This is a genomic window from Cryobacterium sp. TMT1-66-1 (genome assembly GCF_004403435.1).
Classification (GTDB): Bacteria; Actinomycetota; Actinomycetes; order Actinomycetales; family Microbacteriaceae; genus Cryobacterium; species Cryobacterium flavum.
Genome location: NZ_SOGP01000010.1, coordinates 155606 through 167280, shown reverse-complemented (window position 1 = coordinate 167280; position 11675 = coordinate 155606). Strand labels below are relative to the sequence as shown.

Here is an 11675-nt window from a genome sequence, read left to right as displayed (position 1 = left end):
AGTTCTTACTCCTTATATAGGGGAATGGCTGGTTGCAGTGCGAAGAGCAGGGCGGCCGGGAGGTCCGCGCGGTGAAGATACTCGGGAAACGCAGCGACCACGGCGGGAATATCGGCGGGAATATCGCGCCCCGCTGCGCTGCGTTCGTGGGCGAGGTCAACGAGCATGCGGGCGAGTTCGGCGTCTTGCCGCTCGGCGAGATTCGCGATGACGTGCAGGGGTACACCCATGAAGACGCACTTGACCACGGCCTGGCGGTACGCCTCGAGGCCGAGGTAGTGCGCGCCATACGGTTGCAGGGCAGCCGCGACCAGGCGCACGTCATTGGTGCGGAGGGCGTCTTCGACGAGGGTCAGGAGCTCTGAACCGATGCCAGTGCCGCCAGAAGCGTCGGGATCATCGAGCAGGTGCAGCCCGCGCAGCACCCCGCGTTTCTCCCCGGAATCGCCGTGACGATACAGGTCGTCCAGTAGATCAACGCGGGCCGGGCCGGCGAGTGCGCCCAGCAGCACTCCGCGAGCCGCGTCGTCGATGGTGCCGTAGCGCAGGCCCCGCGGATCGTCGTCCCGGAGCGGGGTACGCCCACAGCGCCGGGACACAGCCGGGAAGTACCGGGTGATCGCTGCCGAATGACGCTCAACGTCGCCCCGGGCGACTTCAAGCCAGATCGAACCGGCGTCGTTCAAGTGGTCGTGCAGGGCGGTGGCGCTCACTGGAACGCTCCCGAGGTTTTGCTCGTGGTGACACAGGTGACAATCATGTGGCGGATACCTTCCGGCTGAGGCGCAGACCGAGCGGCAGCAGGGCGGCAACGGCCAGCCCGGTTCCAACGAAGCCGGACCGCGCGATCAGCGCTGCCTGCAGTCCGATCGTGCCGATGACCGAGGCACCGACCGCGCGGCGCACGTCGCCAGCGGCGCGCGTGTTGCGCGCGCGCAGTTGGGCTGGCGCGACGGAGCCGAGGTAGACGGTGGCTAGGGCGGCCCCGACGGCCCTGGGTAGCCATCCGTTGGTCGGCCGGATGGCGGGACCGGCAGCGGCGACGACGGAAGCACAGACGGTACCCGCGACGGCCAGGGTGCCGACGAGTGTGCTCGTGGATCCGTGCACCTCGTCCCGGCTGAGGGTGGTGGTGCCGAGGGTGTGGGTGAAGACCGTGAGCGCCGTCGGCAGCGCTGATCGCACCGATTCGGCGCCGAGCAACACGTCGAGCAACCGGGTGGCCGCCATCGAGACCGGACCGAACGGGGTGGATTTGAACACCAGATCGTAGGCCCAGACGCTCGCGGCGAGCGGGAGCGCGACCGCAAGGGCACGCCGTCCGCCACTCAGTGCGGCGATGCCGATGCCGGCCGTGGTGAGCACGATGGCCACGGTAAGGGCCTCGGCGGGCGTCACGTCGCCGGCCGGAATTGGTCGTTCCGGGCGCTCGACCGCGTCCAGAGCCCGGTCGGCGTAGTCGTTCAGGGCCATGCCCGCCCAGTAGATGAGGGTTGAGCAGAGCGGGAGCAGAACGGTGTGCGGGCCGAGGGAGCGCCCAGTGGCTGCGGCGCCGGCCAGGGTGTCGCCGGGCGCGGTGAGCGCGGCGGGGAGCCGCACGAGGCGGGCAAAAGCATTCGGGTTCATCATGCGCGACTCAGGCCGACTGACCGGCGAAGACGCGGCTGTCGGCACGGCTGTCGGCGCGGCTGTCGGCGCGGCTGAGCATCGCCGTCATCGCTGCGAACACGGCCTCTTCCGGGTTCTCGGCGAGCTGATCCGACCGCCAGCCGATGTGCTTGTCGGGGCGCACGAGCACCGCGCCGTCTTCGGCCACCTCGCGCAACCTGGCCCAGTCGAAGTACAGGTCTGTGACGGGCTGGCCGGGACCGATGATCACGGTTTCAAGCTTGACACCGAGCCGCGCGCCCACCCGCGCCGCGGCATCCGCCCAGGCTGAGCCAGTGATGCCGGTGATCAGCGTGAACTGCGAGAAGGGAGCGAGATCGTGGGTCGAGATCTTGTGCACGCTGTCGCCCACCCAGGCGTGCGGCAGGCGCGAGCCTGGCACGGTCGAGGCTTGGTAGTACAGTTCGGGATCGCGCTCGGGTTCCGGGCGCCGTGAACCATCGCCGACGATGGCCGTAGATTCGTAGAACTGCCCGACCTCAACGCCGTGGGCGTTGAACTCGTAGTCCTTGACCTCCATCGCGGCCTGAATGGCCTGCCGTTTGGCTGCGCCCGCCGGGGTGTTTGCCTTGCGTTCCTCGATCATTTCGATCATCTCCGATTCGGTGCGCGCGGTGGTCACACCGAGGGCGTCGAACAGCTGGCCGAACTCGCGGGCCGACTTGTTCGCGCGCAGGACGATCTGGCTGGCGACCGGGGCACGCTCCGTGGAGTAGGTTTCCAGCAGGTCGGAGCCCGCCGTGCCGGCGAGCACGGCGGCGAGCTTCCAGGCCAGGTTGTAGGAATCCTGAATGGAGGTGTTCGATCCCAGCCCATTGCTCGGCGGATGCTTGTGCACCGCGTCTCCCACGCAGAACACTCGCCCGCACTGCAGCCGGGTGGCGTACTGGGCGTTGTTTCCCCACAGCGACGTTCCGGTGATCTCTACCTCGAGGTCGGGCAGGCCGAGCAGGTTGCGCACGATCTGCGTGGCTGCGGCCTCATCGATCACCGGAGCCGGTTGCGTGATGTCGTAGCCCCACACGACGAGCCACTGGTTCCACGGCCGGATCATGCGAACGAGGCCCGTTCCGATACCGCCGATGTTGGACCCGGGCTGCACCACCCAGTAGAGCACCGAGGGTCGATGCCCGACGAAGGGCGTGATGTCGGCGGTGAAGGTGATGTTCATCGATCCGGCGATATCCATTTCCCCTTCCATCGGCAGGTCGATGTCGGCGGCGACCTGGGAGCGTGCTCCGTCGGCGCCGATTAAATATCTCGCACGGATGCTGAACTCGGTTCCCGTAAGCCGATCCAGGACGCGCACGGTCACGCCGTGCGCGTCCTGCACGTGGGAGAGGTACTCGGTCGAGAACCTGGTCTGTGTTCCCCGCATCGTGGCGTTCTTCACCAGAATTGGCTCGAGGTAGGTCTGCGGAATGTCGCAGGTGCTGGCCGGGGAGGCCAGTTCGTAGTCGGCGTGGCGGGCCGGGTGCGTACCGAAGGTGAGAATTCGCCCGAGTTCTTCGCCGGCGATCGACGTGCAGAACACGGTGTCACCCATCAGTTCGTTCGGCGTCGACTCGGCACGCACCGCGTCTTCGATACCGATGTCCCGGAAGATCTCCATCGTGCGCTGGTTGGTGATGTGGGCGCGCGGGGTGTTGGCCGTCCACCGGTACTTGGTGATCATCATGTTGGCGACGCCGAGGGTGGAGAGGAACAGAGCCGCGGCGGCGCCGGCGGGGCCCGACCCGACGATCAGCACCTCCGTCTCGACCAGGGCGCCGTGCGGTAGAGCGGTCTCGCGAATCCCGTCATCGAAGACGACCGGCGCCCTGCTGCCCGGCACGGTCACTTGCTGCGGCTGCCGCGGGAGGCGAATCGCTGTTGCAACAGCACGGCGCCCACGATGATGACGCCCTTCGCCACGTTCTGCACCGAGGTCGAGAGATTGTTCTGAGTGAAGACGTTCGTGAGCGTGCTGAAGATGAGTATCCCGAGCACGGATCCCACAATGGTGCCGCGGCCGCCGATGAGCAGGGTGCCGCCCACCACGACGGCCGCGATCACGTCGAGCTCAAGGAGCGTGCCGTGCGTCGAGGTACCGACCGTGGTGCGGCCGAGGAACATCACCCCGGCGATGCCGGCGGTGAGGCCCGAGAGCATGTAGACGTACACCATGTGGCGCTTCACCTTGATGCCGGCGAGGCGGCTCGCCTCGGCATTGCCGCCGACGGCCACTGTACGTCGGCCGAAGGTGGTGCGGTTGAGCAGCACCCAGCCGGCCACCGCCACGACCAGGAAGATCCAGATCAGAATCGGCACGCCGAGCAGGTCGGCGCGAAAGAAGTCCAGGAAGCCCTGGTTGTTCACGATCTGGGTCGACCGGTTCGAGATGAGTTCGGCGAGGCCGCGCGCGCCGACGAGCATGGCGAGCGTGGCCATGAACGCCACGACGCCTCCGTACGCAATCACCACGCCGTTCACGAAGCCGGCCAGGGTACCGACGAAAAGCGCGACCACGACGATCAGCAGCCAGGACGACTGTGCGGAGGCGAGCTGCACCGCGGTGAGGCTCGCCACCACGCTCGACAGGCCCACCACCGACCCCACCGACAGGTCGATGCCCCCGGCCGTGATCACGAAGGTCATTCCGACGCAGACCACGCCGACGATCGAGGCGAAGCGGATGATCGTGACGAAGTTGTCGAAGCTGGCGAATCGGTCGCCCGCGGTGAGGATTCCCACCAGGATCAGCAACCCGAAGGCGATGACCAGCCCGAGGTTGCGGCCGACCGATCCGCCCAGCATCCGCTTGACGATGCCGGGTGGTGTGTCCGGCGTAACGGGGGTCGGCGGGGCCGCCTGGGTGATTTGCTCGCTCATGCGGCACTTCCTCTCATGACCAGATCGAGCACACCGGGCTCGTCGATTTCGTTGGCATTGGTAGTGGTGAGAACCTCGCCGTCGCTGACGACCAGCACGCGGTCGGCCAGGCCGAGTACCTCGTCGATCTCGCTCGAGACCACGATGATGGCGGTTCCGGCCTCGGCGAGACGTCGAATGAGACCGTAGATCTCGGCGCGCGCGCCCACATCGACACCGCGGGTGGGTTCGTCGAGCAACAGCACAGCGGTTCCGTGCACGAGCCAGCGGGCGAGCAGAATCTTCTGTTGGTTTCCACCAGACAGTGTTCGAGTCACCCGGTCGGGATCTGCCGGTCGCAGCTCAAGGGCCTCGATCTGCTCTCGCGCGGCCTGGCGCTCGCGGCGCTCGTTCAGAAACCCGCCGCGGGCGAACCGACCGAATGACGACAACGTGACATTTTTGAAGATCGGTTCGTCGAGGATGAGTCCCTGGCTCTTTCGCTCCTCGGGAGACAGCCCGATGCCGGCACGCACGGCGGCCTCGACCGAGCCGGCGCGCAGTACGGTGCCGTTCACGGTCACGGTGCCGCCCGTGCTGCGGCGAGCGCCGTAGATGGCCTCGAGAATTTCGGAGCGACCAGATCCCACGAGGCCGGCGAGCCCCACGACCTCGCCAGCCCGCACCTCGAGGGAAACATTGCTGAACACGCCGCGCACGCTGAGCCGGTTGCAGGCCAGCACCACCGGCGCATCCGCCGCGATCGGCGTGGCAGCGGGAAAAACGTTGGCCACGTCGCGGCCTGTCATCAGGCGGATGAGGTCGGGCGTCGGTGTGTCGGCCACGATCAGGCCCGACGCCGTGGTCTTACCGTCTTTGATCACGGTGATGCGGTCGCCAATGCGGCGAATTTCAGCGAGTCGGTGGGAGATGTAAACCACGGCGATGCCCTGCGCGGTGAGCTCGGCGACAACGCGAAACAAATTCTCCACTTCCTGAGAATCAAGTACCGCGCTGGGTTCGTCCATGATGATCAGCCGGGTGTCCCGGCTCAAGGCCCGGGCCATGCTCACGATCTGCTTGTTCGCGGCCGAGAGCAGGCCCACCTCCGTGCGCGGCGAGATTTCGCTGTGGCCGAGACGGGCGAGGATCTGCTCGGTTCGGGCATTGGCTGAGGCAACGTGAAGCAAACCGCCCGTGGATTGTTCGTGCCCGAGAAATACGTTCTCCGCGATAGTCAGGCCGTCGACCACGTCGAGTTCCTGATACATGGTGGCGATACCGAGTTCGAGCGCGGCGACCGGGCCACCAATGGTGACCGGGTTGCCCTGCCAAAAGATCTCACCGGAGTCGGGCTGGTACGCACCGGACAGCGTCTTGATGAGGGTGGATTTTCCCGCGCCGTTTTGGCCGAGTACGCAGTGCACCTCGCCGGGTCGCACAACAAGATCGACGCCCTGGAGCGCCTTCACCCCGGCGAAACTCTTTCTGAGCCCGCGAACTTCGAGCAATGGTGCGGAATGGTCGACAGTGATCATGCGAAAAACCTAACACAACGTGGGTACTTACGTCGATGAACAGCAATAAGTTGCACGCAAACCGTCATCATCTGCTATCGTTCAACTCGTCAGCGCCGACGACAGCTCAACTGATCGACAATTGCCCGCACCCGTCGCTGACAGAATTCGCAGCGCCACTTCCATACCCGCAGCAATTACCGAGTCAGAGGGAAAATCATGCTTGCACCACGCACCGTCCGTCGCAAAATTCTTTTGGCCGCCGGCACCTCGCTGGCCGTCGTCGGCCTCATCACCGGTTGCACTGCGGGCGGTGCAACGACGAATACCCAGCCCACAAACGCGAGCGTCGAGGGCAACGAAGCCCAGGGCGACACCATCACCATCGGTTACTCTGGCCCCGCGGCCGACCACGGCTGGCTTGGTGCCATCAACAACGCCGCTATCGCCGAGGCCGCCAAGTACCCCGACGTCGACCTGAGGATCGCTGAGGGCACCAACGACGCCAACCTGCAGATCAGCCAAGTCGAAAGCTTCATCAACGATAAAGTCGACGCCATCGTGCTGCTGCCCACCGACGGCGCCGCGTTGACCCAGGTGGCCATCCGCGCCATGGAGGCCGGCATCCCAGTGATCAACGTGGACCGCGAGTTCTCGAGCACCTTCGCCGCCCGCGCCACCATCCTCGGTGACAACTACGGCATGGGCGTCAGCGCCGGCACCTACATCTGCGAGGAACTCAGCGACAATCCCGACGCCGTGGTCGCCGAGATTGCCGGTATCGATTCGCTCCCCCTCACCCAGGAGCGCAGCGCCGGCTTCGCCAAGGCGCTCTCCGACTGCGGTCTGTCGGTCACCAACCGCGTCTCCGCTGACTTCACCGTGGCGGGCGGCGAGGCCACGACCTCGCAGTTGCTCGCCGCCGCCCCGCAGATCGACGCGCTCTGGAACCACGACGATGACCAGGGAATCGGCGTGCTCGCTGCCATCGACGCCGCCGGACGCGACGAGTTCATCATGGTCGGCGGTGCCGGTTCTGCCAACGCCATGCGCCTGATCCAGGCCGGCGACAGCGTGATGAAGGCCACCGTGGTGTATCCGTCCACCCAGGCGGCCGACGGTATCCGTCTGGCCCGCCTGCTCGTGCAGGAGAAGGCAATGAGCGACCTCGTCGAGGTCGAGATTCCGAACCGGATCGTGCTCAACGCCCCCGTCGTGACCAGTGAGAACGTGGAGCAGTACCTGCCGACCGCCTTCGAGTCCTAAGCACTACAGGCGCGTCGCACGGGGAGCAAGCGAGTCTTGCTCCCCGTAACCATCTACAGGAAGAGTCTTCACATGAGCGCACCGCTTCGCGTCGCAATGATCGGCCACGGGTTCATGGGCGCCGCGCACTCCCAGGGCTGGCGCGTCGCCCCGCGCTTTTTTGACCTGGCCGTGCAGCCCAAGATGAGTATTCTCGTGGGGCGCGACGACGCTAAAGCCGCGGAGGCCGCCACACGCTGGGGCTGGGCCGAGTCGTCCACCGACTGGCGGGCGGTGATCGACCGGCCGGATATCGACGTGATCGACATCGTCACCCCTGGCACGTCGCACGCCGAGATAGCGATCGCCGCCCTCGACGCCGGCAAACACGTACTCTGTGAAAAACCGCTCGCAAACACGGTCGCCGAGGCCGAGGCGATGACGAATGCCGCCACCCGCGCCTTCGCTCGTGGCGTCTATGCCATGGTCGGGTTCACCTACCGTCGTGTTCCCGCCGCCACGCTCGCCCGCGACTTCGTCGCCGCCGGCAAAATCGGAAAGATTCGCCAGGTGCGGGTGAACTACCTGCAGGACTGGCTGGTCGACCCGCAGTCCCCACTCACCTGGCGGCTGCAGAAGGAGCTCGCTGGCTCAGGGGCGCTCGGCGACATCGGTGCCCACGCCATCGATCTGGCCCAGTTCATCACCGGCCAGCGCCTGACCAGCGTGTCGGGCACGCTCGAAACCCTCGTCAATGAACGCCCGCTACTCGGCACGAAGCAGGGCCTCTCCGGCACCGCAACGACCGAGCGCGGCGCCGTAACCGTCGACGACGTTGCCCTGTTCACCGGGCGTTTCGAGGGCGGCGCCCTCGGAAGTTTCGAGGCCACCCGCTTCAGCACCGGCCGCAAAAACGCGTTCCGCATCGAGGTCGCCGGCTCCGAGGGCGCGATTTCTTTCGATTTGGAAGACCTCAACGCGCTGAGCTTCTTCGACGGGAATGCCGCGAGCGGGCAGCAAGGCTTCACCAAAATTCTGGTGACCGAGCCGCAGCATCCGTATTTGGCCGCCTGGTGGCCGCCCGGGCACACGCTCGGCTACGAACACGGCTTCACCCATCAGGCCCGAGATTTTGTCGAAGCTATAGCGGCCGGCGCGCAGCCGACCCCGTCGTTCGCCGACGGCCTTCAGGTGCAGCAGGTGCTCGCCGCAGTCGAGGCCAGCTCCGACAATGGAAGCGCCTGGACATCCACCCTCGCCCCCGTACTCGCAGCACAGAACTAGGAGAACTCATGACCCGCCCGATCACCCTGTTCACCGGCCAGTGGGCCGACCTTCCCTTCGAAGATGTGGCCAGGCTCGCCGCCGGCTGGGGCTACGACGGGCTTGAGATCGCCTGCTGGGGGGACCACCTCGACCCGAATCGTTGGGACGACGCCGACTATGTCGCCGGCAAGCTCGCCGTGCTCGAGAAGTACAACCTGAAAGTGTGGGCAATCTCTAACCATCTCAAGGGGCAGGCCGTCTGTGACGACCCGATCGACCAGCGTCACCGCGACATCTTGCCGGATTCGGTCTGGGGCGACGGCGACCCGGAGGGTGTGCGCCAGCGCGCCGCCGAGGAGATGAAGAATACCGCGCGCCTCGCTGCGAAACTCGGCGTGAAGACGGTCATCGGCTTCACCGGCTCGTCGATCTGGAAGTACGTGGCCATGTTCCCGCCGGTGTCGCAGGAGCTCATCGACGCCGGATACCAGGATTTCGCTGACCGGTGGAACCCGATTCTCGACGTGTTCGACGAGGTCGGCGTGCGGTTCGCCCACGAGGTGCACCCGAGTGAGATCGCCTTCGACTATTGGACCACCCAGCGCGCCCTCGACGCCATTGCTCACCGCCCCGCCTTCGGCCTCAACTGGGACCCAAGCCACTTCATCTGGCAGGATCTCGACCCGGTCAGTTTTCTCTGGGACTTTCGCGATCGCATTTATCACGTGGACTGCAAAGACACCAAGAAGCGGATGTCTAACGGCCGCAACGGCCGACTCGGCTCGCTGCTGGCCTGGGCCGACCCGCGCCGCGGCTGGGACTTTATCTCCACCGGTCACGGGGACGTGCCTTGGGAAGACAGCTTTCGCATGCTCAACACGATCGGCTACGACGGCCCGCTCTCGGTGGAATGGGAGGATGCCGGAATGGACCGCCTGGTCGGCGCTCCCGAAGCGCTCTCCTTCGTGCGGTCGCTCGCCTTCGACGCACCGACCGATGCCTTCGATGCGGCGTTCAGTACGCGCCGATGACCGCTCGCGTGCGCCGGGCATCCGTTTGTTACTGCCCCCCCCATTCGGGCCGTCAGGGCCGGCTCCCAGCCGCCTTTCAGCCAGCATGAACCTGGCCGTTAGGCGGGAGCGCTAACGTCGTAGGCAACGGCTGCTCCGGCAGCACAGCGACGAACGAATGGTGAACTCCCGCATGAGCACTTCCGGCCAGGCCCGTCCGCCCAAGAAAGACCGCCGCGAGGAGGCCCGCGAACACGCCAGGCTGATGCGCGCCGAGCAGGTCAAGCGGGACAAGCGCCGTCGCCTCTTTCTGCGCGGCGGCATCGGCATCGGCTTGCTCGCCGTGGTCGCCATCGTGACCCTCGTTATCGTGAACAACGTCACCGCGCCGGCGGCGCAGGGGCCGGCCAACATGGCCAGCGATGGAATTCTGCTCGGCAGCGACGGAACCACCGTCTCCGCGGCCACCTCGACCCCCCTCGCCGCCGACGCCGATCCGGTTGCGACCGACCAGAGCGCCCTGACCGACACGGCGAACATCGTGATGTACGTCGACTACCTCTGCCCCATCTGCGGCAACTTCGAGACCACCAATGGCGAACAGATCACGAACTGGGTCACCGCCGGGAATGCATCGGTCGAGATCCACCCGATCTCGATTCTTGACCGCGCCTCATCGGGCACGAAGTATTCCACCCGGGCTGCCAACGCGGCCGCCTGTGTAGCCGACTACGACCCCAACAACTTTCTGGCCTTCAACTCGGCCATGTTCGCCGACCAGCCCACCGAGAACTCCACCGGCCTCACGGATGCCGAACTGACCACCCTCGTTGAAGGCGCCGGGGTGACCTCCACCGACGTTGCCAGCTGCATCAAGGATCAGACCTACGCCGACTGGGTCGACGCCTCAACCCAGCGCGCGCTCAACGGCCCCATCCCCAACTCGGACATCGAGAAGGTCAAGGGAACGCCCACCGTGCTCGTGAACGGTGTCAGCTACACCGGTTCCTTCACCGATGCCGCCGCCTTCGAGGCCTTCGTGACCGCGCAGACGACCGCCGCGGCAGGCGAGTAGCCCGCCCGCTTCCACTCTGCACGGGGCCCGGGCCCCGTCCACGGGCCCAGTTTATAAACTTGGCCCGTGGACGGAACATGGGCCCGATGCCGCGGCGGGGCTTTAGCCCTTAGCCGAGAGCGAGCCCGGCCCAGAGCCCGAGCGCGGCCGCCAGAACAGATGCCGCGAGCATACCGACTCCATTCACCAGTGCGGCCAGATACCGGTGCGCCTGGGCCAGCCGCACGGTCTCGAAACTGGCCGTGCTGAATGTCGTGTAGCCGCCGAGCAGGCCGACGCCGAGCACCAGGCTCCACTCCGGCGTGAGCAGGAGGTTCATGGCGAGGCCGGTGACGAGGCCGAGCAGCAGCGAGCCGCTCACGTTGATGATCGTGGTTCCATACGGAAACGCGCCGCCCAGACGGGTGCGCACGAAGCCGTCCAGAAACAGGCGTGCGGACGCGCCCACGCCGCCGGCCGCAGCGATGCCTAAGAACAGGAGCGGGGTCATCCGTTTTCCCCCCGAGAGGACTCACCGCGCCGGTGCAGTGCCGCGCCCAGCACGATTCCGAGCCAGGTCGCGAGGCCGCCGAGCAGAACCGTGCCGAGCGCATAAACGATCGCCAGTCCGATGGCGCCGCCGTGAAGGAGCAGAGCGCTGTCGGTGGCGAGGGCGCTGTAGGTCGTGAATCCGCCGAGCAAGCCGGTGCCGAGCAGCAGGCGCGCGGTGCGGCGGCCGCCGGCGTCGTGGCCGAGGCGCACGAGCGCTTCGAGCAGTAGCCCGAGCAGCAGGGCTCCGAACAGGTTGATGCCGAGAGTGGTCAGCGGCAGGTGGGCGCCGTCGCGGTCGACCGGCGGCAGCATTAGCCCAAGCGCTTCACGCAGGGCGGTGCCCACGGTTCCGCCGAGAAAGACGAGACCAAGGTAGCGCCAGTTCAGGTGCACGGCTCCTGGCGTGATCGTGGCGATGGTTCACCTACCTGTTGCACTCAGTAGGAACCATCAGCGCAGGCAGTTTGAGCGGATGCTCGGGCGGGATCCATCGCCGTGGCCAGAATACACGCC

At 66.3% G+C, this 11675-nt stretch carries 11 protein-coding genes and 1 riboswitch; of the genes, 4 read left to right on the top strand and 7 right to left on the bottom strand.

Going from position 1 to position 11675, the window contains the following annotated elements; all coding sequences use genetic code 11:
- Positions 1–5 precede the first annotated feature (5 nt).
- Genes E3T29_RS09045 through E3T29_RS09025 form a run of 5 tightly spaced genes read right to left on the bottom strand, consistent with a single transcriptional unit; the run spans position 6 to position 6056 of the window.
- Positions 6–713, bottom strand: coding sequence for an EboA domain-containing protein (locus tag E3T29_RS09045; protein ID WP_134345140.1), 708 nt, complete (start codon positions 711–713; stop codon positions 6–8).
- 43 nt (positions 714–756) lie between these two features.
- Complete coding sequence (locus tag E3T29_RS09040) at positions 757–1629, bottom strand: SCO3242 family prenyltransferase (protein WP_198417739.1); 873 nt, start codon at positions 1627–1629, stop codon at positions 757–759.
- A 7-nt stretch (positions 1630–1636) separates the two neighbouring features.
- The gene (locus E3T29_RS09035; RefSeq protein WP_134345139.1) at positions 1637–3502 is read right to left on the bottom strand and encodes an FAD-dependent monooxygenase; all 1866 of its coding nucleotides are present in this window, start codon (positions 3500–3502) and stop codon (positions 1637–1639) included.
- 2 nt (positions 3503–3504) lie between these two features.
- Positions 3505–4539 carry an ABC transporter permease gene (locus E3T29_RS09030; protein ID WP_134345138.1) on the bottom strand — a complete coding sequence of 345 codons (1035 nt, stop codon included), beginning with the start codon at positions 4537–4539 and terminating at the stop codon, positions 3505–3507.
- Positions 4536–6056: a sugar ABC transporter ATP-binding protein gene (locus E3T29_RS09025; RefSeq protein ID WP_134345137.1), complete on the bottom strand. Its 1521-nt coding sequence runs from the start codon at positions 6054–6056 to the stop codon at positions 4536–4538. Before E3T29_RS09025 ends, E3T29_RS09030 begins: the two co-directional genes overlap by 4 nt.
- 198 nt (positions 6057–6254) lie before the next feature.
- On the opposite strand from E3T29_RS09025, the gene E3T29_RS09020 reads away from it, so the two are divergent.
- The 4 genes from E3T29_RS09020 (at position 6255) to E3T29_RS09005 (ending at position 10631) form a co-directional block, all read left to right on the top strand.
- Complete coding sequence (locus tag E3T29_RS09020; protein WP_134345136.1) at positions 6255–7301, top strand: substrate-binding domain-containing protein; 1047 nt, start codon at positions 6255–6257, stop codon at positions 7299–7301.
- 72 nt (positions 7302–7373) lie between these two features.
- Positions 7374–8564: a Gfo/Idh/MocA family protein gene (locus E3T29_RS09015; protein ID WP_241987728.1), complete on the top strand. Its 1191-nt coding sequence runs from the start codon at positions 7374–7376 to the stop codon at positions 8562–8564.
- 8 nt (positions 8565–8572) lie between these two features.
- Complete coding sequence (locus E3T29_RS09010) at positions 8573–9577, top strand: sugar phosphate isomerase/epimerase (RefSeq protein WP_134345135.1); 1005 nt, start codon at positions 8573–8575, stop codon at positions 9575–9577.
- Between the two features lie 172 nt (positions 9578–9749).
- Positions 9750–10631, top strand: coding sequence for a thioredoxin domain-containing protein (locus E3T29_RS09005; protein WP_241987727.1), 882 nt, complete (start codon positions 9750–9752; stop codon positions 10629–10631).
- 109 nt (positions 10632–10740) lie between these two features.
- Here E3T29_RS09005 and crcB read toward each other — a convergent pair whose 3' ends face one another.
- Entirely contained in the window at positions 10741–11121 is a 381-nt protein-coding gene (crcB, locus tag E3T29_RS09000; RefSeq protein WP_134345133.1) for a fluoride efflux transporter CrcB, read from the bottom strand.
- Positions 11118–11555 (bottom strand): CrcB family protein, encoded by a 438-nt coding sequence (locus tag E3T29_RS08995; RefSeq protein WP_134345132.1) that lies wholly within the window; start codon positions 11553–11555, stop codon positions 11118–11120. The genes crcB and E3T29_RS08995 overlap by 4 nt, the downstream gene beginning before the upstream one ends.
- Positions 11556–11596: 41 nt before the next feature.
- Positions 11597–11666: riboswitch (Fluoride riboswitch) on the bottom strand.
- Positions 11667–11675 lie beyond the last annotated feature (9 nt).